General features: G+C 69.7%; 18 protein-coding genes. 3 read left to right on the top strand and 15 right to left on the bottom strand.

What is annotated here, in order from left to right; genetic code table 11:
* Window positions 1-86 precede the first annotated feature (86 nt).
* The 14 genes from SPF06_RS19390 to dinB all read right to left on the bottom strand — a co-directional run bounded on the left by SPF06_RS19390 (window position 87) and on the right by dinB (window position 17,239).
* Window positions 87-1,136 (bottom strand): cell division protein FtsQ/DivIB, encoded by a 1,050-nt coding sequence (locus tag SPF06_RS19390; protein ID WP_323280794.1) that lies wholly within the window; start codon window positions 1,134-1,136, stop codon window positions 87-89.
* Window positions 1,126-2,553, bottom strand: a complete 1,428-nt coding sequence (murC, locus tag SPF06_RS19385; protein ID WP_323280793.1) for a UDP-N-acetylmuramate--L-alanine ligase — start codon at window positions 2,551-2,553, stop codon at window positions 1,126-1,128. The genes SPF06_RS19390 and murC overlap by 11 nt, the downstream gene beginning before the upstream one ends.
* On the bottom strand, window positions 2,550-3,686 hold the full coding sequence (gene murG / locus SPF06_RS19380; protein ID WP_323280792.1) for an undecaprenyldiphospho-muramoylpentapeptide beta-N-acetylglucosaminyltransferase: 1,137 nt from the start codon (window positions 3,684-3,686) through the stop codon (window positions 2,550-2,552). Before murG ends, murC begins: the two co-directional genes overlap by 4 nt.
* Window positions 3,687-3,688: 2 nt before the next feature.
* Window positions 3,689-4,939, bottom strand: a complete 1,251-nt coding sequence (ftsW, locus tag SPF06_RS19375; RefSeq protein ID WP_323280791.1) for a putative lipid II flippase FtsW — start codon at window positions 4,937-4,939, stop codon at window positions 3,689-3,691.
* A gap of 3 nt (window positions 4,940-4,942) precedes the next feature.
* The gene (gene murD, locus SPF06_RS19370) at window positions 4,943-6,493 is read right to left on the bottom strand and encodes a UDP-N-acetylmuramoyl-L-alanine--D-glutamate ligase (RefSeq protein WP_323280790.1); all 1,551 of its coding nucleotides are present in this window, start codon (window positions 6,491-6,493) and stop codon (window positions 4,943-4,945) included.
* A 30-nt stretch (window positions 6,494-6,523) separates the two neighbouring features.
* Window positions 6,524-7,633 carry a phospho-N-acetylmuramoyl-pentapeptide-transferase gene (gene mraY, locus SPF06_RS19365; RefSeq protein ID WP_323280789.1) on the bottom strand — a complete coding sequence of 370 codons (1,110 nt, stop codon included), beginning with the start codon at window positions 7,631-7,633 and terminating at the stop codon, window positions 6,524-6,526.
* Entirely contained in the window at window positions 7,630-9,135 is a 1,506-nt protein-coding gene (locus SPF06_RS19360; RefSeq protein WP_323280788.1) for a UDP-N-acetylmuramoyl-tripeptide--D-alanyl-D-alanine ligase, read from the bottom strand. The genes mraY and SPF06_RS19360 overlap by 4 nt, the downstream gene beginning before the upstream one ends.
* A complete protein-coding gene (locus tag SPF06_RS19355; RefSeq protein ID WP_428985804.1) occupies window positions 9,128-10,792 on the bottom strand; it encodes a UDP-N-acetylmuramoyl-L-alanyl-D-glutamate--2,6-diaminopimelate ligase in 1,665 nt (554 codons plus the stop codon). Before SPF06_RS19355 ends, SPF06_RS19360 begins: the two co-directional genes overlap by 8 nt.
* Before the next feature lie 143 nt (window positions 10,793-10,935).
* Window positions 10,936-12,783, bottom strand: coding sequence for a peptidoglycan D,D-transpeptidase FtsI family protein (locus SPF06_RS19350; RefSeq protein WP_323280787.1), 1,848 nt, complete (start codon window positions 12,781-12,783; stop codon window positions 10,936-10,938).
* A gap of 51 nt (window positions 12,784-12,834) precedes the next feature.
* Complete coding sequence (gene ftsL / locus SPF06_RS19345) at window positions 12,835-13,479, bottom strand: cell division protein FtsL (RefSeq protein ID WP_323280786.1); 645 nt, start codon at window positions 13,477-13,479, stop codon at window positions 12,835-12,837.
* Window positions 13,476-14,474, bottom strand: a complete 999-nt coding sequence (gene rsmH, locus SPF06_RS19340) for a 16S rRNA (cytosine(1402)-N(4))-methyltransferase RsmH (protein ID WP_323280785.1) — start codon at window positions 14,472-14,474, stop codon at window positions 13,476-13,478. Before rsmH ends, ftsL begins: the two co-directional genes overlap by 4 nt.
* A 174-nt stretch (window positions 14,475-14,648) precedes the next feature.
* Entirely contained in the window at window positions 14,649-15,080 is a 432-nt protein-coding gene (gene mraZ / locus SPF06_RS19335; RefSeq protein WP_323280784.1) for a division/cell wall cluster transcriptional repressor MraZ, read from the bottom strand.
* Window positions 15,081-15,372: 292 nt separating this feature from the next.
* A complete protein-coding gene (locus SPF06_RS19330) occupies window positions 15,373-15,744 on the bottom strand; it encodes a DUF3040 domain-containing protein (protein WP_323280783.1) in 372 nt (123 codons plus the stop codon).
* Between the two features lie 223 nt (window positions 15,745-15,967).
* The gene (gene dinB, locus SPF06_RS19325) at window positions 15,968-17,239 is read right to left on the bottom strand and encodes a DNA polymerase IV (RefSeq protein ID WP_323280782.1); all 1,272 of its coding nucleotides are present in this window, start codon (window positions 17,237-17,239) and stop codon (window positions 15,968-15,970) included.
* Window positions 17,240-17,367: 128 nt separating this feature from the next.
* Between dinB and SPF06_RS19320 the strand changes: the two genes are divergently transcribed.
* Both SPF06_RS19320 and SPF06_RS19315 read left to right on the top strand, forming a co-directional pair.
* Window positions 17,368-17,898: a hypothetical protein gene (locus tag SPF06_RS19320; RefSeq protein ID WP_323280781.1), complete on the top strand. Its 531-nt coding sequence runs from the start codon at window positions 17,368-17,370 to the stop codon at window positions 17,896-17,898.
* A gap of 2 nt (window positions 17,899-17,900) precedes the next feature.
* Window positions 17,901-19,019 carry a polyprenyl synthetase family protein gene (locus tag SPF06_RS19315; RefSeq protein ID WP_323280780.1) on the top strand — a complete coding sequence of 373 codons (1,119 nt, stop codon included), beginning with the start codon at window positions 17,901-17,903 and terminating at the stop codon, window positions 19,017-19,019.
* 64 nt (window positions 19,020-19,083) lie between these two features.
* Here SPF06_RS19315 and SPF06_RS19310 read toward each other — a convergent pair whose 3' ends face one another.
* Window positions 19,084-19,416 carry an Rv2175c family DNA-binding protein gene (locus SPF06_RS19310; RefSeq protein ID WP_428985807.1) on the bottom strand — a complete coding sequence of 111 codons (333 nt, stop codon included), beginning with the start codon at window positions 19,414-19,416 and terminating at the stop codon, window positions 19,084-19,086.
* 213 nt (window positions 19,417-19,629) lie between these two features.
* On the opposite strand from SPF06_RS19310, the gene SPF06_RS19305 reads away from it, so the two are divergent.
* Window positions 19,630-20,787, top strand: a complete 1,158-nt coding sequence (locus SPF06_RS19305) for a lytic transglycosylase (RefSeq protein WP_323280778.1) — start codon at window positions 19,630-19,632, stop codon at window positions 20,785-20,787.
* The last annotated feature ends 6 nt before the right edge of the window (window positions 20,788-20,793 follow it).

The following is a 20,793-nucleotide window of genomic DNA, read 5'->3' as shown; positions in this document are numbered from 1 at the left end:
GGTGAAGACGGTATTTCCCGCACTTCCCGCGTGCAACGACCGCCTAGGCGTGTCGCGCGCATTGGCGCGACGGACGCGGATCCGCCCTAGCGGGTCACGGGATGCCGCGGAACGCTCACGTCGTAGACATTGACGGGCGTCTGCCCCTTGACGGGGTTCTCCGTGGCCTTCATGAGCGCCTCGAGCACCTTCGCCTTGAGATCGCGATCCTCGGAGTTGCCCCAGATCACGGTCTTCCCGTTTGCGAGCTTGAGCTGCACCGAGTCGACCGAATCGGCCTTGGCCGTCGCGAGCTGGGAGAGGACATCCGTGGGAAGCGCGCCGAGCACGCCGGTGACGGCGAGGAACGTCCCGTGTGGGAGGGCGCTTCCGCCCGAGTCGATGACCGGCACGGCAAATGCGCCGCGATCTGCCGTCTGCGCGATTTCGACCCCGTCCCCATCGACCACTGAGAAGCCCTTGTCCTGCTTGACGAGGGCCACGGGAACCCGCTCGACGATCGTGACGAGGAGCGTGTTCGGCGGAACGGCGCGGCTCTGCGACGACTTGACCTGGACAATGGGCCGCAGAAGCCGCGAGACGTCGTCCGGCCCGACGAGCGTGAGGGACCGGCCCTCGAGCGGCTTGAGGGCCGAGGCAACCTGGGCCGGCGCGAGCATCTTCGTTCCCTGCACGGTGACCGTGCGCACGGCGAGCACGGGCGTGAAGATGACAAGGGCCATGAGCGCCGCGACAAGCGCGACCGCCGTCGTCGCGACGAGCAGTACGCGCCGCCGGATGCGTTTCGCTCGAGGCACGGGAAACGCGAGGACGTCACCCGAGGCGTGCCGGGATACGGCCGACGGCGGGGCCTTGCGGGCGCGCCCAAGCCCGCGCCGGGCGCGCTTGGCGGAATGGTCGGCGTCAGGGGCGCCCGTCGCTCCGGGCGCCGGCTCTTCCGCGTCCTCGGGAAGCCGAGCCTCGCCGTCGTCGTGCACCGGCCGGAGGACCGTGACCTTGGACGTCGCGCCGAAGGACACCCGACGGGCCTCTCCCCCGCGAGGCTCACGCGGTTCGCGCGGTTCGGCCGAAGCAGACTCGGGCTCGGCCGGCGCACCCGTCCGGGGCACCCTGGGCTTGCGCGGGCTAGGTGCCATGCGGGAGGCCTCCCTGTGCCCGCGCAGCAAGCGCCTCGACGAGCACGGGCCCATAGGCCGTCACATCGCCCGCGCCAACAGTCAAGACGATGTCCCCGGGGGCAGCCGCAGCCACGAGATCTTCAACGGCCGCCGCAGCCGACGGCGCGTACGAACCGCCGGGAAGCGACGCCGTGACCAGCTCGCTCGTGACTCCCGGGATCGGATCCTCGCGCGCGGGGTAGATGTCGAGGACGCGCACGGTGTCCGCGAGGGAGAGCGCCGCGGCGAACTCTCCCGCGAACTCGCGCGTGCGGGAGAACAGGTGCGGCTGGAAGAGCACGTGCACTCCCCCGCTTCCGGCCACGCTGCGCGCCGCGGCGAGGGCGGCCCGCACCTCGGTCGGATGGTGCGCGTAGTCGTCGTAGACGCGGATGCCGTTGGCCTCGCCCTTGAGCTCGAAGCGCCGCGCGGCACCGCTGAACGTCGCGAGCGCCGCCGCGCTCGCTTCGGCATCCGCGCCGAGTCCGACGACGACGGCGCCGAACGCCGCCGCCGCATTGAGGGCATTGTGGACGCCCGGAACGCCGAGCGGGAGAGCGACCTCGCCGCCGTCCCAGGCAAGCGTCGTGCCGTCGGGCTTGAGCACGAGCCTCAGGTCCGCGTCCGGAGAGGTTCCGTAGAGCAGGACGCGCGGGCCGCCGTCGCCCGCTGCCCCGGCTCGCGCGCGCACGGCCACACCACGGGCGCCCGGATCGTCCGCACACGCGACCAGCAGGCCATCCGAGGGAAGGAGCGCGGCAAACGCATCGAAGGACGCGTGGACCGCCTCAGCCGTGCCGTAGTGGTCGAGGTGGTCTGCCTCGACGTTGGTGATGATCTCGACGAGCGGGCGGTAGTTGAGGAACGACGCGTCGGACTCATCGGCCTCCGCCACGAAGATGTCTGTCGAGCCCTGGGCCGCGTTGACGCCGAGCGCCGGGACGTTGGCGCCGATGGCGAAGCTCGGATCGAGGCCGGCACCGCGCAGCATCCACGTGGCCATGGACGTGGTCGTCGTCTTCCCGTGCGTGCCGGCGACCGCGAGCACGCGGCTGCCCGACATCGCGGCGGCGAGGCCTTCGGAGCGGTGGAGGATGCGGAGTCCACGGGCGCGAGCCTCGGCGAGCTCGGGGTTGTCCTGCCGGATCGCCGATCCCGCGACGACCGTCTGGGCGTCCCCGAGGTTCGCCGCGTCGTAGCCGACGGCGATGCGCGCGCCGAGCGCCGCGAGCTCCCTCATGACCGGGAGGTCCTTCGCGTCGGAGCCGCTCAGGGGCACGCCGCGCGCGACCATGACACGCGCAACGGCGGACATCCCGACGCCGCCGACCCCGACGAAATGCACGCGGCCGAGCTCGGCGAGCGGGCCGAGCCGACGAGTGGCCTGATCGTTCACGAGCTTGCTGCCTCCATCACCATCGTCGCCATCGCCTCGTCCGCGTCCCGGATCCCGAGTGCCCGGGCGCGCTGAGACATGCGGGCGAGCGCCGCGGGATCGGCCAGGAGCGGGATGATCTCGCGCTCAAGCCATCGCGGCGTGAAGTCCGCATCCCGCACGAGCTTCGCGGCACCCGCCTCGACGAGGCCGCGCGCGTTGAGCGCCTGCTCCCCGTTCCCGATGGGCAGCGGGACGAACACGGCGGGGACGCCTGCGGCCGCGACCTCGCAGACCGTGCCCGCGCCCGAGCGGCACACGAGAAGGTCCGCGGCGGCGTATGCCGTCTCCATCCCGTCCACATACTCGACCTGGCGGTAGCCCTCGGCGGCGAGGGGCGCGCCGTCGTCCGCTGCGACGGCCTTGCCGCGGCCCGTGATGTGCAGCGTCTGGACTCCGGCGGACGCGAGCGCGGCGAGGGACCCCGCGATCGTGCGGTTGATGCTCAGGGCCCCTGAGGAGCCGCCCGTGACCACGAGCGTGGGGCGGTCGACGGCGAGGCCGAGCGATCGGCGCGCCGCGTCGCGCGCGGCGTCACGGTCGAGACCCGAGACCTCGCGCCGCATGGGCATGCCGACGAGCCGGGCGTGCTTGAGCCGCGTCTCGCCGAAGGCCTTGCCGACCCGCTGGGTGAAGAGTGCGCCGACGCGGTTGGCAAGGCCAGCGCGCGTGTTCGCCTCGTGGATGACGATGGGAGTGCCGCGACGGCGTGCGGCGAGGTACAGGGGCGTGCAGACGTAGCCGCCGACCCCGACGAGGACGTCGGCCTCCGCGTCGACGAGGATGCGTTCCGCCTGCCTCACGGCGCCGGCGAGACGGCGAGGAAGTCTAACGAGGTCGAGGCTCGGCTTGCGCGGGAGGGGCACCCTGTCGATCGTCGCGAGATCGAACCCTGCTTCAGGAACCAGGCGCGTCTCCATGCCCGACGCGGTTCCGACGGCGAGGATCCTCGCGGACGGGTCGCGGCGTTCGACGGCGCGCGCGATCGCGAGGAGGGGGCTGATGTGACCGGCGGTCCCCCCGCCGGCGAGGACGACGGACGGGCCGGACGCGGCCGGTTGCCCGGCGGTCCGGGAGGGGTCCTGATCGGGCATTGCTACGTGGTGGCCTTCCGCTTCGTCGCCTTCTGCGCGTTCTTCGCCGTCCGCTTCGAGCGTGCGGCACCGGCGGGCCGCATGTCCTCGCGGGCCAGAGACAAGACTACGCCGATGCCGCACAGACAGCTCACGAGGGCTGAGCCGCCAGAGGAGATGAACGGGAGCGGGACGCCGATGACGGGGAGGAGCCCCGTGACCATCGCCATATTGAGGGCAGCCTGGCCGAGCAGCCAGGCCATGATGGTGCCCGCGAGGACGCGGGGGAAGAGCTCGCGCTGCCGCACCACGACGCGGAAGATCGCGACGGCGAGCACGGCGAAGAGGGAGAGGACGAGGAGCGTCCCGAAGAGGCCGAGTTCTTCCCCCAGGACGGAGAAGATGAAGTCGTTCTGCGCTTCGGGGATCCAGTTGTACTTCTGTCGGCTCTGGCCGAGGCCGACGCCGAGCCAGCCGCCGGAGGCGAGCCCCTGGAGGCCGTTCTGCACCTGATAGCCGAAATCGGCGCCGTCCTGTTGGCAGACCGCCGGGTTCTGGCCGAGCCACTCGTAGATGCGGCACATGCGGTTGGGGCTCGTCACGGCGAAGCCGATCGCGCCCGCCGTCATGATCGCGCCGCACACGAGGAAGATCCGCGTCGGGATGCCGCCGAAGAAGAGGCCCGCCGCGACCACGAGCAGGATGACGAGCGTCGTGCCGAGGTCGTGGCCCCAGATGACGAGCGCCGCGACCGCGAGCCCCATCGGGACCACGGGCACGAGGGCGTGGAGCCAGCTGTGCGTCAGGTTGGCCTTCTTGCTGAGCACCGTGGCCATCCAGAGGGCGAGCAGGAGCTTCGCGAACTCGGACGGCTGGAGGCTGAACCCTGCCACGTCGATCCAGTTCTTGTTGCCGAGCACCCGCTTGCCGATGATCTGGACGAGCAGCAGCAGCACGAGCGTCGCGCCGATGCCCGGCCATGCGAGGCGCTTGAGCCAGCGCACGTTGATGCGGGAGATGATGAGCATCCCGGCGACGCCCACGGCACCGAACGCGGCCTGCTTGAGGGCCGAGGTATAGGGGCTGTCGCCGAGCGAGATGCTCTCGACGCTCGACGCCGAGAGCACCATCATGATGCCGATGGCCGTGAGCGCGAGCGTCGATCCCAGGATGAGGTAATAGCCCGCACCCGCGCCGAGCGGACCGGGCCCCTCGAGGCGCCGCCACAGCGATTGCGCAGTCTTGGCCGGCCGCTCCTGCTGCGCTGTGGCCATCCTCTACTCCTTGCTGTGAGCCTGCCCCTCGACGAGCCGACGGACCGCGTCGATAAACGCCGTGCCCCGCTGGGCGTACGACGTGAACTGATCCATCGAGGCCGCAGCCGGTGCCATGAGCACCGTGTCGCCGGGAGCGGCAACCTCTGCGGCGCGTGCGACGGCGTCGTCCATGATCGATGCCCCTTCTGGCTGATCCCCTCCAGTCTCGCCCGGCTCCACGGGGATCACGGGGACATTCGGCGCGTGTCGCGCGAGCGCGGCCGCGAGCTCGCTGCTGTCGACGCCGATGAGGACGACGGCCTTCAGGCGGGACGCGTGGCGCCCCACCAGCTCGTCATAGGTCACGCCCTTCGAGAGCCCTCCCGCGATCCAGACGACGGAGTCGAAGGCCGCGAGGGACGCCGCAGCCGCGTGCGGGTTCGTCGCCTTCGAATCGTTGACCCATTCGATCCCGCCCACGGACGCAATCGGCTGGATCCGGTGATCGCCGGGCAGATAGCGGCGCAGGCCCTCGCGCACGGCGACCGGCTCGACGCCGTACGCCCGGACGAGCGCTGCCGCAGCGAGCGCATTCGCCACCGTGTGACGCGGTGCGATCTTTCCGAGGTCCTTGACCGAGGCGAGCTCGGCCGCCTGGTCGCGGCGCTCCTCGATATAGGCCCGGTCCACGAGGAGGCCCTCGACGACGCCGAGCATGCTGAGCCCGGGCAAGCCGGTCGTGAAGCCGATCGCGCGGCACCCCTCGACCACGTCGGCGTCCTCGACCATGCGCTCAGTCTCCACCTGCTCCACGTTGTACACGGCGGCCTTCTGCGTGTTCCGGTACACCTTGGCCTTGTCGGCGAGATAGCTCTCGTACGAGCCGTGCCAGTCCACGTGGTCCTCGGCGACGTTGAGCACAACGGAGGCGAGCGGAGAGAGCGACTCCGCCCAGTGGAGCTGGAAGCTCGAGAGCTCGACGACGAAGGCGTCGTACTCGACCGGTTCGCGGATCGCGTCAAGGATCGGGGTCCCGACATTCCCGACGGCGATCGCCTTCACGCCCGCGGCGCGGAGCATGGACTCGGCCATCCCGACCGTCGTCGTCTTGCCGTTCGTTCCGGTGACGGCGAGCCATTCCGCGGTCTTCTTGCCCCGGCGGGAGCGCACGCGCCATGCAAGCTCGACGTCGCCCCACACGGGGATGTGCCTGCGCGCGGCCGCCGCGAGGACGGCCTGGTCCGGCCGCCAGCCGGGCGACGTGACGATGAGGTCCGGGAGCGCGCCTTCGACGCGGGGCAGCGACTGGACGGCGTCGGGCCCGAGGAGGACGTCGACCGCACCGACGATCCGCAGCGTCTCGGCCTGCGCCTCGGTGCGCTCGCTCACCGACGCGTCGACGACGACGACGCTCGCCCCGAGCTCGATCAGCGTGTCCGCGGCGGCGAAGCCCGAGACCCCGATGCCCGTCACGACGACCCGCAGCCCAGACCAGTCCGCGTCCCACGAGGTGAGCCCCTCGAGGCGCGACTCGACCGCGCTTCCATGGCCCTTGTCCCAGCTACCCGTCACAGTCCAGCCTCCGTCACAGTCCAGCCTCCGTCACAGCCCAGCTACCCACTCCGCGTAGAACACCGCCAGCGCCACGGCCACGAAGAGCCCAGCGAGAACCCAGAATCGCACGACGACGGTCACCTCGGCCCAGCCCTTGAGCTCGAAATGGTGCTGGAGGGGCGCCATCTTGAAGAGCCGCTTGCCCTTCGTGGCCTTGAAGTAGCCCACCTGGAGGATGACCGAGAGCGTGATGAGCACGAAGAGGCCGCCCATGATCCCGAGCAGGAGCTCGGTGCGGGTCAGGATCGCGAATCCCGCAATGGCCGCCCCGATGGCGAGCGATCCCGTGTCCCCCATGAAGATCTTCGCGGGCGACGTATTCCACCACAGGAATCCGACGAGCGCCGCGCTCATGATGGCCGCGAGGAGCGCGAGGTCGAGCGGATCGCGGACCTCGTAGCACACGGTTCCCGGCACGCGCGCGGAGCCGCAGCGCTGGTTGCTCTGCCAGATGCCCATGAGCGTGTACGCCCCGAACACCATGATGGAGGCCCCCGCGGCGAGGCCGTCGAGGCCATCGGTGAGGTTGACTCCGTTGCTCGCGGCCGTGACGAGGAAGTTCGCCCACACGACGAAGAGGATTGAGCCTACGACGGTCCCCGCGAACGCGAGGTTGAGCCATGGGATGTCGCGCAGGAACGAGATCGTCATCGATGCCGGCGTGCGCTCGTTCCCGTCTGGGAACTGGAGCACGAGGAGCGCGAACGCGATGCCCACGGCACCCTGGCCGATGAGCTTCGCACGGGCGCTCAGGCCGAGGCTACGCTGCTTCGAGATCTTGATGAAGTCGTCGAGGAAGCCCACGAATCCCATGCCGACCATGAGGAAGAGCAGGAGCAGCGCCGAGGCTGTGGGCCCGCCGCTTCCGGGGTGCATGAGCCACACGATGAAGTGGGCGAGGAAGTACGCCAGGACGGTCGCGAGGACGAAGACCGTTCCGCCCATCGTCGGCGTCCCGCGCTTCGTGTGGTGGCTCGTGGGCCCGTCGTCGCGGATGAACTGCCCATAGCCACGGTGGACGAGCAGCCTGATGAACAACGGCGTGCCGACGAATGCGAGCACGAGCGCGAGCGCGGCCCCGATCAGCAGTGCGATCACATGAGCTCCGTTCCCGCGGGGTCAGTGGTCTGAGCCTGCGCGGCCCATGCTATCCGATCGCCGAGGTGCCGAAGGCCCACGCCGTTCGATGACTTGACGAGGACGAGATCGCCGGGGGCGAGCTCGCGCTCAAGTAGTGCGAAGGCCTCCTCCGCGTCCTCGACGAAGAGGCATTCGTCGCCCCACGATCCTTCGTTGACGGCCGAGACGTAGAGAGCTCGCGCTTCGCGTCCGACGACGACGAGGCGGTCGATATTGAGCCGCACCACGAGCGTGCCGACGGCCGTGTGGGCCGCGATCGACTCGTCGCCGAGCTCGAGCATCGCGCCAAGGACAGCCCATGTGCGGCGGCTGCGACCGAGGTCGGCGAGGGTCTGGAGGGCCGCGCGCATCGATTCGGGGTTCGCGTTGTAGGCGTCGTTGATGACCGTCACGCCGTCAGGGCGGTCGGTGCGCTCCATGCGCCACCGGCTTGCGGGCCCCTGCTCGGCGAGCGACGCCGCGATCGCCTGGGTGGGCACGCCCGCCGCATGGGCTGCTGCGGCGGCCGCGAGCAGGTTGGCCGTGTGGTGCGCGCCGATGAGCCTGCTCCGGACGGCGATCGGCTCCTCGCCGTCGATCCGCAGATCGAACGCGGGGCACCCGTCTGCCCCCACGTGGGCGTCGAGCGCGACGACGACGCTCCCCCGGGCCGAGGCCTCGGCCGCAGCGTCGGGATCCGACGTGAAGAACGTCTTGCGGGCAGCGGTCCGCGGTTCCATCGCGCGGACCCGTGGATCGTCGAGATTGATGACGGCGGTGCCGGCGGGCGAGAGGGCTTCGAGGAGCTCCCCCTTGGCCTGGGCGATGTTCTCGACTCCGCCGAACTCCCCGGCGTGAGCCGAGCCGACCGCGAGGACGACGCCGATATCCGGCACGACCATATCGGCGAGATAGGCGATGTGGCCGATGCCTGTCGCGCCCATCTCGATCACGAGGTACCGCGTCGACTCGTCGGCCTGGAAGACCGTGAGCGGGACGCCGACCTCGCCGTTGTAGGACCCCTGCGGCGCGACGACCGAAAGCGGCGCGGCGACACCCTCCGGGGTGGACCGGAAGATCCCCGCGAGAAGGTCCTTCGTCGTCGTCTTGCCCGCCGAGCCCGTGATCCCGACGACCGTGAAGGCCTCTCCCCTCGCCGCCCGGAACTCGCGGATGCGGCGTACGGCTTCCTTCGCGAGCGTCCCCATGGCGAGCACGGCGTCCGGCACGATGACCGCCGGGAAGGGCGCGCCGTCGTCGTCCGCGACCTCACGCTCGCATAGCGCCAGGACGGCGCCTGCAGCAAAGGCCGCGCCCACGAAGCTGTGGCCGTCGGCATGCTCGCCGGGCTTGGCGACGTAGAGCGAGCCTTGCTCGGCCTCGCGGGAATCGGTGGTCACGTGGACGGGGACGACGCCGGGATCGCCGACGAGGCGCCCCCCTGTGATGCGTGCGATGTCCGCGGCGCTGAACTCAATCATCGGTTGTGGACTCTATCTGCTCGGCCCCCACGGTGCTGAATCCGCGGGCTTCGAGGGCCGCGCGGAGCTCGACGCGATCGTCGAGCTCGAGGTCGACGCCTTTGACCTCCTGGAACACTTCATGACCGCGGCCCGCGACCAGGATGACGTCCTCAGCCGAGGCCAAGTCGACGGCCCGCCGAATCGCGGCCGCGCGGGGCGCGACCTCCTCGATGATGCGGCCGAGGCCAAGCGCTTCGTCTTCGGCCCGCGCGCCCGCGAGCACGTCCGCCCGGATCGCGGCGGGGTCTTCGTCGTGGGGGTCGTCGTCGGTGATGACGACGACGTCGGCGCCCCTCACCGCGACGGCGCCCATGATGGGCCGCTTCCCCTGATCGCGCTGGCCCGTGGCGCCGAACACGACAACGAGCCTGCCCTCGCCGGGCGGCCGCACCGCCTCGAGGGCGCGTTCGAGGGCGTCGGGGTTGTGGGCGAAGTCGACGACGGCGGCGGGCCGCGTGCCGACGAGCTGCATGCGTCCCGGCACCTCGACGCTGAAGGGATCCGCGGCATCCGCGGCCCGCTGGATCTCCTCGAGGGGAACGCCTGCCGCGTGGACAAGGAGCGCCGCGAGGGCGGCGTTGGCCACGTTGAACGCCCCGGGCAGGCCGGTGTGGAGCCGCAGCGCCTGGCCGTCCGGGCCGCGGAGCTCGAACGCGGTTCCGAGGCCGCTGCGCCGAACCGACGCGAGGGCCCAGTCGGCCCCTGGGGCCGGCTCGGCCGCGAGCGAGACGGTCGTGACGGGAATCGCGGCCTCGCGCGCGAGCCGCCGCCCCCACTCGTCGTCCACGACGACGACGCCGCGCGCGGCACGGTCGGGGGCGAAGAGCCTGGCCTTCGCCGCGAAGTACTCGTCCATCGTGAGGTGGAGGTCGAGGTGGTCCTGCGTGAGGTTCGTGAAGCCGACCGCGTCGTATCTCACGCCGTCGACCCGTCGGTATTCGACCGCGTGGGAGGAGACCTCCATCGACGCTGCGGTGAGCCCGCGCTCGCGCATGAGCGCCAAGAGGGCGTGGACGTCGGTGGACTCGGGCGTCGTGAGCCTGCTCGGGATGGCATCTCCCCCTGCGAGGATCTCGATCGTCCCGATGAGTCCCGTGCGGTGGCCGAGGCCGGCAAGGAGCGCGTTCGCGAAGTACGTCGTCGTCGTCTTGCCGTTCGTGCCTGTCACGCCGAGCAGGAGCAGGTGCGGCTCGGCCTCTCCTCCCGTCTGGCTGCGGTAGACGAATGCGGCAACGGGCCCGACGGCGGCGCGCACGTCCTCCACGACGAGGACAGGGACACTCGCGAGCGTGTCGTCGATCGCGACGAGGCGGGCGCCGGCCTCGTCGGTCAGAACAGCCGCAGCGCCCCTCTCGACGGCCTGTGCCGCGAACGAGGCGCCGTGGCGGCCCGTTCCCGGAACGGCAACATAGAGGTCACCGGACTCGACACTCCGCGAATCGAGCGAGACGCCCGTGACGGCTCCGCCGCCCACCGCCGCCTCGGGCAGGCCCAGCAGGGCAGCCACGGAAGCCAGGGGCACGGGATCGACGTGCTGGGGTCGGAAAGGCGACCGGGCCGGCGCATCCGCTTGCGCGATGGACGGCCGGTCCTGGGGACTCGGGTGCTCGCTCACAAATTACCTTCGCTGCTCTTCGTCAGGTTCCAACTCTAGCCGTTCGGCCCGGGCCGCCTCCTCCGCGAACGCGGGCCCAAGGGGCCACGGCGGGCGGGTCGCACCACCGCTCGCGCGGGCTCCGAGTCATTCAGTCGGCCGGGCTACTGGACGTATTGGGGGAACGCGGCTGGGGTGCCTGCCGACGGTTGGATGTTGTACGTGTGCAGCGTCTGGGACATCACGGAGCGGAACACGTCGGCGTTTCCGATGCCGAAAATGTCCCCCTTGGGGCGCTGGATCACCACAGCAACAATGAATCTGGGGTTGTCCATGGGCGCCATGCCGATGAGCGAGGACGTCACGCCGTCGAAGCCGGGCACACCGTCCTCGCGGGGGGCCTCCGAGGTTCCCGTCTTGGCGCCGACACGGTAGCCGTCGATCGCCGCAGGCTTCACTTCGCCCTTGGTCACGGCACTCTCAAGCATGTCCCTGACCTGCTGGGCGGTTTCCTTGCTGACCACCTGGTTCGTGGCCTGATCCGCTGCCTTGCGTGCAACGCCGTCTGCACCGACGTAGCCGTCGATGAGGCGCGGCTGAATCATCTGGCCGCTGTTCGCGATGGCCTGGTACGCGCGCACCGTCTGGAGCGTGGATTGTGTCACGCCCTGGCCGAAGAGCACGGTGTTCTGCTGCCGCGCGTCCCATTCGTCTGGCTTGTGGAGGATACCCGTGGCCTCGCCGGGCAGGCCGATGTCCGGCGCCTGGCCGATTCCGAACTTGGTGAGCCAGTCGTAGCGTTCCTGCCTGTTGAGGGCCTGCCCTGCCAGAACGGTTCCGGTGTTCATCGAATAGCCGAGAATGCCGGCGAGAGTGCGCTTCTCGGTGCCGTGCGTAAAGGCGTCGGCGAACGTCTGGCCGTCGATCGTCACGGTAGGCGGCACCGTGTATTCGCTCAAAGGGTTCGCCTTGCCCTCTTGGATGAGCGCAGACATCGTGAGGGTCTTCTCCACCGACCCAGGCTCATAAGCCGCCGTCACGGCACGCACACCGCGGTCCTTTGCGGCAGATTTGCCGGGGTCGTTGGGGTCCATCGCGTTCGAGTCCGCCATCGCGAGGATGTTGCCGTTCGTGGCATCCTCGACGATCGCAATGCCCCATTCGGCGCTGTATTTCTCGGTCTGGGTCTGAATGGCCTGCTGCGTGAAGTACTGGAGGTCTGAGTTGATCGTGAGCTTGATCGTCTGGCCGTTCTGCGCGGGCGTGAGCTCGTCCGTCGCGACGGGAATCCGAAGGCCGTCGGCGCCGATCTCGTACACACGACTCCCGTCCTTGCCGGAGAGCTGGCCGTCCTGCGTCTGCTCGATGCCGGCAAGCCCGGTCCCATCGCTGCCGACGAACCCGACGAGGTTGCCCGCGACCGCCCCCTGGGGATAGACCCGCTGGGACGAGCCCTCCGAGTAGATGCCCGGGATCTCGAGGTCGGTGACCCTCGCCTCGACGTCAGGAGTGACGTTGCGGGCCACGTAGTTGAATTTCTTGTCGCCCGTGATGGCCGACGTGACCTGGTCGACGGGCATCGCGAGCGCGCCGGCGAGTTCCGAAATCGCCTGGCCGCGGGTCACGGTCGTCTCGTTGCCGTCCTTGTCCCGCCGCTTGAACGTGTCGATTTTCGTCTTCGTCTGATCGACGGTGATGTTGTAGCGGATGACGCTCTGGGCCAGCACTTTCCCCGACGCGTCGACGATCTCGCCGCGCTCGGCGGGAAGCACCGTCGTCTGGAGCCTCTTGTCGAGCGCTGCCTGCGCGTAGCCTCCTACGCCGAGCCCCTGGACGAGGACGAGGCGCCCGCCGATCACGAGGAGGAGCGCGAGCATCGCGCCGACGCCGAGACGGAGTCTGCCCGTCGCGCCCCCGGCGCGCGAAAGGGCGGTCCGGCCTGAGCGAGCGGCCCTCCCCGAACGGTCCGCGATCCCGTGCCCTGCAGGAGTCCGCTTCGTCGATGTCGCCACTACTCGTCCCTTGCTCGATCCTGGCGTCGGCCGGCATCCCGCCTCACGGGTCTACTGGCCTGGAGTCTTCTGCTGCGGGGCCGGCACCGATCCGCCGTTGAGCTGCGGCGCAGGGGTCGCCTTGGCCGGGGCTGGGGCCGCCGGCGCGGGTGCCGGCTGACCCGCGACTGTCTTGGCCTGATCCGGCTTGAGCACGTCCGAACCTCCTTGCGCCGCCGGAGCGGCCGCCACGATCCCCGGAACCTCGGGTGCCGCGATGACTGCCCCGGCCGAAGCGCCCTTGTCCGCTGGCTTGGGCTTCCCGGTGACGAGGAGCGTCTTGAGGTCGATCTGCCCCTTGGACGTCGATGCCACCATGCCCAATTGTGCGGCCCTGGCCGCCAGATTCTGGGGAGCCTCGTAGTTCTGGACACGCTGCGCCAGATCCTGGTTCTGCTTCTCAAGCCCGAGCTGCTCGCTCCGAAGCTGGACGAGCTGGTACTGGCCCGTCGAGACGGCGATGTTGAGCACGAGGACGGTGACGAGCGCGACGCCCAGCACACCGAGGCAGAAGATCGCGAACGGCGCGCGTCGACGCGCCGGAAGAGAGCGGACGACGGAGAGCGGAGTGCGCCGGGGTGCGCCCGCAGGGGCGAGGCTCCCCGCGACGGCAGACGTGCCGGCGGGGACGGCCTTCCTCTGGGCGGCTGCGCTCATCGTGTGCTCCTGACCTTAATCCGTTCGGCTGCTCGCAGGCGGGCCGAGGCGGCCCGGGGGTTCTCTTCGATCTCCTGCGCGGTCGGGGTCTCCGTTCCGCGGGTGATGACCTTCAGCTCCGGTTTGTGCTCTTCGAGCTCGACCGGGAAGCCGGGCGGGGCCGACGAGCGCGCCCGCGACTGGAACGCGCTCTTGACGACCTTGTCCTCGAGCGAGTGGTACGACATCACGACAATGCGGCCGCCCAGCCGCAGCGAATCCACGGCCGCGGGCACCGCGCGCTCGAGCACGTCGAGCTCCTCGTTGACCTCGATCCGAAGGGCCTGGAACGTGCGCTTCGCCGGATGGCCGCCCGTCTTCGCCGCGCTGGCGGGGACGACGGCGCGAATCGCCTCGACGAGCTGGCCGGTCGTCTCGAACGGGCGGCTCGCACGCTCCTCGACGATCCGGCGGGCGATGCGGCCCGCGAACTTCTCCTCGCCCCACGTGCGAATGATGCGGACAAGGTCCTCGAGGCTGTACGTGTTGACGACGTCGGCGGCCGTCTGGCCCCGGCTGGTGTCCATGCGCATGTCGAGCGGAGCGTCATAGGAGTACGCGAAGCCCCGCTCCCGCTCGTCGAGCTGGAGCGAGGAGACCCCGAGGTCCATGAGGACGCCGTCCGCGCCGTCGAGGCCGAGCTCGTCGAGCACCTCTCGGATCTCGTCGTACACGGCGTGGACGAGCCGTGCCCGCGCCCCGAAGGGTGCCAGCCGCTCCCCCGCGAGGGCGAGCGCCTGCTCGTCGCGGTCGATGCCGACGAGCGTCACATCGGGGAAGCGCTCGAGGATGGCTTCGCTGTGCCCGCCCATGCCGAGCGTGGTGTCGACGACGACGGGGCTCCGGCCCGCCGCCCGCGCCGCCTCGACGCCGGGCGCAAGCAGGCTGACGCAGCGTTCCCTGAGGACGGGGACGTGCCGCTCCGAGGTCGGGCGGTTCTCGTCCTGCTGCGGCATGTCCCCTCCTTGGTGCCGTGTGGTCCATTGGGTGCCCCACCTGTCCCGTGGGGCGTTCCCGCCGTCGGCTGATCGTGATCCCCCTCCGCACCGTGGGTTCCAGCCTGGCACCGGGGAAGGTGAGCCAGGACGGAGCCGCGGGCGGCTGGAGATCGCGGCCAGCCGGCCATTCCGTCAGAAGAGCCCTGGAAGGGCGTCCTCGTCCGTGTCCGAGAAGGAGGCTTCCTTCTCGGCGAGGTAGTCCTCCCAGGCTTGGGCGTCCCAGATCTCCGCGCGGGTCCCTACGCCGATGACGGCGAGGTCCCTTTCGAGACCCGCGTACTTCCGCAGGTTCAGCGGGATCGTGACGCGCCCTTGCTTGTCGGGCACCTCATCAGAGGCTCCAGACAGGAAGACCCGGAGGTAATCCCGTGACTGACGCGAGGAGATAGGGGCTTCTCGCATCTGCTCGTGGATCCGCTCGAACTCTTTCTGGCTGAAGACGTAGAGGCAGCGTTCCTGGCCCCGGGTCAGAACCAGCCCGTCGGCCAGCTCGTCGCGGTATTTGGCCGGGAGGATGAGCCGCCCTTTCTCGTCCAGACGCGGCGAATGCGTACCGAGCAACATCGGCACCACCACCCGTCTGATCCGAGGAGCTGCACGTCCCTATCCGCCACTTCCCTCTTACAGCCACCACTTTACTCCACTCTCCCCCACCGTCAACGCGACACGGCAGGCTTCCTCGCGAGTTGTGCAAAGAAAAACCCCGGAATCTCGCGAGAGATCCGAGGTGGAGGATTGTGGAGGAAAAGTGGAGGAGTCGCGCTTAAACGCCGCGGGACCCGCTTGATGCGGGTCCCTCATGTCGGGGCCGGATCATCCGGCCGGGGTATCGGGGAGGAAAGTGGAGTGGAACCGGTCAGGCTCCCCCGCCCTGTTCCTTGCGCCGTTCTTCCCAGCGCGATTCCAGCTTCGAGAGGAATCCTCCCCCAGGCTTGTGGCCGGAACGCGGGGTACGCATATGGCCTGCCCTGCGCAGCGTGCCGTAGTAGACGCTTGCGCCCATGATCAGGAAGCCGACGACACCGACGAAGATGTTCGAGAACTGGACGCCGCCCAGGAGGAGGACTAGAAGTCCCACGATGACACCGAGCACGCCGAGCACGATGTGGCGCGTCGAGAAGCGGCGCAAGGCATCGGCGCCCATAGAGTCTGCGAACTTGGGGTCTTCCTCGTGCAGTTGCTTCTCGAGCTGCTCGAGCATCTTCTGTTCGTGCTCGGAGAGAGGCATCGCGACTCCTTCATGCTTGCCGCAGCGGGTGATGAACCGCTACCAGCACAACGCATCGAACCGACGTTCGGTTCCGCGAGCCCGACCGTAAGACCTCCGGCAGTTGCCGCTTCGTCTTCGCCGATCCGAGCCCGCTGTTGAGGCCCCGCCGAAACGATGCTTCTCGATATTCAAGGTGTTTTAAGGATAGGCCCCCGCCCGGTCAACCAAAAGGGGACGAAGGTCACAGCGATGGGCCTGGGGACTCGTCCGCAGACGACGGGCGACGGCGGTCCGAGCCTTCCCCGAGCAGGCTCGCGGGGCGCACGGACGAGTGCCCGAAACGGGCGGCAACGGCGTCAATCGTCTTCTCGGCGGTGCGCCAATTGTCCTCGCCGCGCTCAAGGCTCAGCTGGACGGCGCCGCCGCCCCGCGACAGCCGCTCCCCGCGCAGCCCGACGAGGCGGACGCTCTGCGGCCGCGGCCCGATGCCTTCGAGGAGGCGAACTCCCTCGCGGTAGAGGACATGGGCGGAATCCGAGGGAACCGTGAGGGCCCGTGACCGCGAGAGGGTCGAGAAGTCCGCGTACCTGAGCTTGAGGGCGACGGTCCCCGCTTCGAGGCCAGCCGATCGGAGCCGCGCCGCCACGCGGTGGGAGAGCCGCAGAAGCTCACGCTTGAGCACTTCGTCCTCGACGACGTCCGACGCGAAGGTCTCCTCCGCTCCCACGCTCTTTTCCTCGCGCTGTGGAGTGACCCGGCGCGGATCGATCCCCCAGCTGAGCGACTTGGCATGCAGGCCCGAGGCGCCCAGCATGCGCCGCAGAGTCGAATCGGGCGTGTGGGCAAGGTCTTCGACCGTGTGGATCCCAAGCCTCGCGAGGACCTCTGCCGTCTTCCCTCCGATGCCCCACAGTGCCTCGACGGGCAGCGCATGAAGATAGGGGACCGTGTCCTCGGGCCGGATGACGAGGAGCCCATCCGGCTTGCTCCTCGCCGACGCGATCTTGGCGACGAACTTCGTCGCGGCGACCCCGACGGAGGCCGTCAGGCCGAGCCGCGAGCGCACCTCTGCCTTGATGGCGGCCGCGATGTGCTCGGGCGCCCCGAGGCGGCGGACCGCGCCCGAGACGTCGAGGAACGCTTCGTCGACGCTCAGGGGCTCGACGAGGTCGGTGAACTCGCGGAAGAGGGCCATGAGCTCGCGCGAGACCTCGTAGTACAGCGCGTGCCGGGGCTCGACCACGATCGCCCGAGGGCACAGGCGCAGCGCCGACGCCATGGGCATGGCGCTCCGCACGCCATAGGCGCGGGCCTCGTAGCTCGCGGAGAGCACCACGGACCGCTCGGAGGGGAAGCCCACGATGACCATCTGCCCGCGCAGCTCTGGGCGCTCGCGCTGCTCGACGCCCACGAAGAACGCGTCCATGTCCACGTGCAGGATTCCGCGCCGCCGCAGCGAATCGAGCGGCTCCGAGTCCCCCTCGCCGACCGCCCGCCCGCCACGCTCCTCCACTCCTCCATCGTAGGCGGCGGACCGGCCGCGAAGGGCCTGCCCCACGCGGCCACTTAGACTTGACCGGGGGCTCGGCCCAGACCGCTGGGCACGCGACACACGACGGAACGGACGTACGGAGAATGCGCATGGGTCAGCAGCTGGGCAATCGTCAGGGAGGCTTCGTTGCCGTCGTCGTCTTCGCAGCCCTCGCCGTCGCGGGATGCTCGCCGGCCGCAAACGGGAACGGCTCGTCGCCCTCCCCCTCGGCCGCGCCGTCGTCCGCTTCCTCGATCGCCTCGGCGAGCGCTTCGGCCACGCCGTCGGGCTCGTCCTCTGCGACCGTCAACGCGATGGTGCCGGGCTTCCCGACCCAGCTCATCCCCATCATGCCCGGCGCGACCCCGCTCTCGACCAGCTACGACGCGAGCGCCAACCCCCAGGCCGCGTCGCTCGTGGCCTCGACATCCTCCACGTCGGATCAGATCCTCGACTTCTACTCGAAGGCGTTCACGGCCCAGGGCTTCACGGCCGTCGCGAAGACCAAGGTCGGCACGACCGATAGCCAGGACTTCGTCCGCTCGGGAGGCAAGGAGACCATCAACGTCGCCGTCGTCGTCGTGAACGGGAGGACGACGTTCACCGTGGGCGCCTCGGTGGCGCCCGGAACCATCAAGTAGCCATGACCGCCGATCGCACCCAGCCCGAAGCCGGCAGCGCCCGCCTCGACGAGGAACAGGACGCCTACCGGGACGCGCTCGCCGAAAGGCTCGCGGGCTTCCTCGATGACCAGAGCGCCGCGATGGCCCGCATCTCGGACGATGTCGCCCCGCTCATGGGGGCCATCACGGGCCTCGTGACAGGCGGAAAGCGACTGCGCGCACTCCTGTGCTACTGGGGCTGGCGCGGCGCCGGAGGGCGCCAACTCGGCGCAGAGGCGGTTCAGGCGGGCGCGGCCCTCGAGCTCTTCCAGGCCGCGGCGCTCATCCACGATGACATCATCGACCGGTCCGACATCCGCCGTGGCGGCCCAAGCGTCCACCGCCGCTTCGGGACGCTCCACCGGGAGCGGGGCTGGGCGCTCGACGAGGAGCGGTTCGGCACGGCGGCCGCGATTCTCACCGGGGACCTGTGCCTCTCATTCTCGGAAGAGGCGTTCACCGCGATCGGGCCCGCCGCGGCGGCGGGAACCTCGGCTCGTCGGATCTTCAACACGATGCGCGCCGAGGTCATGGCCGGGCAGTATCTCGACATCCTCGAGGAGGTCGCGGGCCCGAGCCGTTCCCGGAGCGAGGCGGTCAACGCAGCGGCCAACGTCATCAGGTACAAGTCGGCCAAATACTCGACCGAGCATCCGCTCGGAATCGGCGGTGCCCTCGCGGGCGCCGACGAGAGCCTTCTCGCCGCCTACTCGCGGTTCTCGCTCCCGCTCGGCGAGGCCTTCCAGCTGCGCGACGACGTGCTCGGCGTCTTCGGCGATCCGCAGACCACGGGAAAGCCGGCGGGGGACGACCTGCGCGAGGGGAAGCGCACCGTGCTTGTGGCGTTCGCACTCGAACGGGCGACGTCGGAAGGCGCGGCCCTGCTCGAACGGAGCCTTGGGCAGCAGGAGCTTGGCGACGACGACGTCGAGCGGCTCCGCGACGTCATCAGCAGCAGCGGGGCGCTCGACGCCACGGAGAACCTCATCGACGGCCTCTCGGAACGCGCCTTCGAGGCCCTCGACGCCCTTCGCCTTCCGGACGACATCCGGGGGGCTCTCCGCAGCCTCGGCCTCTCGGCCGTCCAGCGCGCCGCCTGACGCCCGCGCGCCACACCAGACTCAGACCGCCAGTCGGACGACGCTGCCCTCCAGGCGACGTCGCCTACCAGGCGAGGATTTGGGCCCTTCGGCGGATCTCGGTCTTGCGCCCCGCTCGGAGGGCGTCGATGGGACGGCCGCCGAGCGAATCGTCGGGGGTGAAGAGCCACGACACGAGTTCCTCGTCCGAGAATCCGGCATCCGCGAGAACCGCGATCGTGCCCTTGAGGCTGTCGACCACGTGATCGCCATCAAGGAACAGCGCGGGAACGGAACGGATGGCCCGCTCGCCGACGCGCAGCGCAATGAGCGCGCGCTCATCCAAGAGCCCGTGGACCTTCGTGATCTTGCAGCCCAGCCGCTCGGCAACATCCGGCAGGGGAAGCCACTCTGACACCAGCTCGTCTATCTCACTCACGCGACAAGCGTGCCACGGACTCTGCCGCCGCTCATAGTCGGGGCTCGCACAAGGTGGCGAGGGGGATCCGCGCACCCGCGCCTTGTGCTTGTGAGGGATCCATGAGAGATTCACTCCAGTCACATATGTATCGCAAGTGTTATGCGATCACCTGAATAACATCAGCCACACGCGTCACACGGAGGACTTCTTATGTCGACCAACCGCCCGGCTCAACCCGCGGCAAAGGCCAAGCTGCCCGCCGTCGCTGTCACGACGGCCACGCTTCCGGCGGTCGTCCTCTCGTCGCTCGCGCTTGCCCAGCCTGCCGCTGCGGCCCCTGCACCCGAACATGTCCAGGAGGCCTTCACGGCGGCCCGTTCGGCTCGTCAGGCCGAGATCGTGCCCGCTTCTGAAATCGCCGCCATGGTTCCCTCGCGGCTCGCCCCCAGCTTGGTGCCCGCAGCGCCGCCGGCCCCTGCCGACTACACCGTGGTGAATGGCGACACAGTCATCGGCATCGCATCGAGGTATGGCCTCGACTGGCAGCAGGTCCTCAAGCTCAACGGCCTCGAGGCGTCGTCCCTCATCTTCCCGGGCCAGAAGCTCCGGCTCACGGGCGACCCAGTGCCCTCCATCTCGCCCGCGTCCGCCGCCCCCGCAGACTCGGCCCCGGCACCGAGCGGCGGGAGCTATCAGATCAAGCCGGGCGACACGCTCTACGGCATCGCGTCCAAGCTGCACGTGCCGCTTGGCGACCTCCTTGCGGCCAACGGACTGAGCCTTACTTCGGTCATCTACGCCGGGCGTTCGCTCAAGCTCCCGGCGCCGGCCATCGCTCCGGCCTCCTCCGTGACGCCAAGCTCCGCGGCACCCGCGAAGCCCCTCGTCGGGAGCAGCTTCCTCGGCTTCACGTACCCGGACGCCGTCGTGGCCTCGGCCAACGAGAACAAGCGGATCCTCAATGCCTCGCCCGTGCCCGATCGCGAACAGGCCAAGCAGATCGTGGCCGACACGGCGCGACGCATGGGCGTCGATCCCGCCCTCGCCCTCGCCCTCGCGTACCACGAGTCGGGATTCAGCCAGCGCGCGGTCTCCCCCGCCAACGCGATTGGCCTCATGCAGATCGTCCCGTCCTCCGCGCAGTGGGCCTCGGACCTCGTGGGGCGCAAGCTCAATCCGCTCGACCCGCGCGACAACGCGACGGCCGGCATCGCGATCCTCCGTGCCCTGCTCGCCTCGAGTCCGAGCCAGGACCTTGCCATCGCGGGCTACTACCAGGGCCAGTCGTCCGTGGCGAAGCGCGGGATGTTCGACGACACGAAGGACTACGTCGCGGCCATCAACGCGAACATGAATCTGTTTCGCTGACCGGGC

It is taken from the genome of Sinomonas terricola, assembly GCF_034931225.1.
GTDB lineage: Bacteria > Actinomycetota > Actinomycetes > Actinomycetales > Micrococcaceae > Sinomonas > Sinomonas terricola.
The sequence above is the reverse complement of the archived record's forward strand: the minus strand, read 5'-3'. Positions and strand labels throughout refer to the sequence as shown.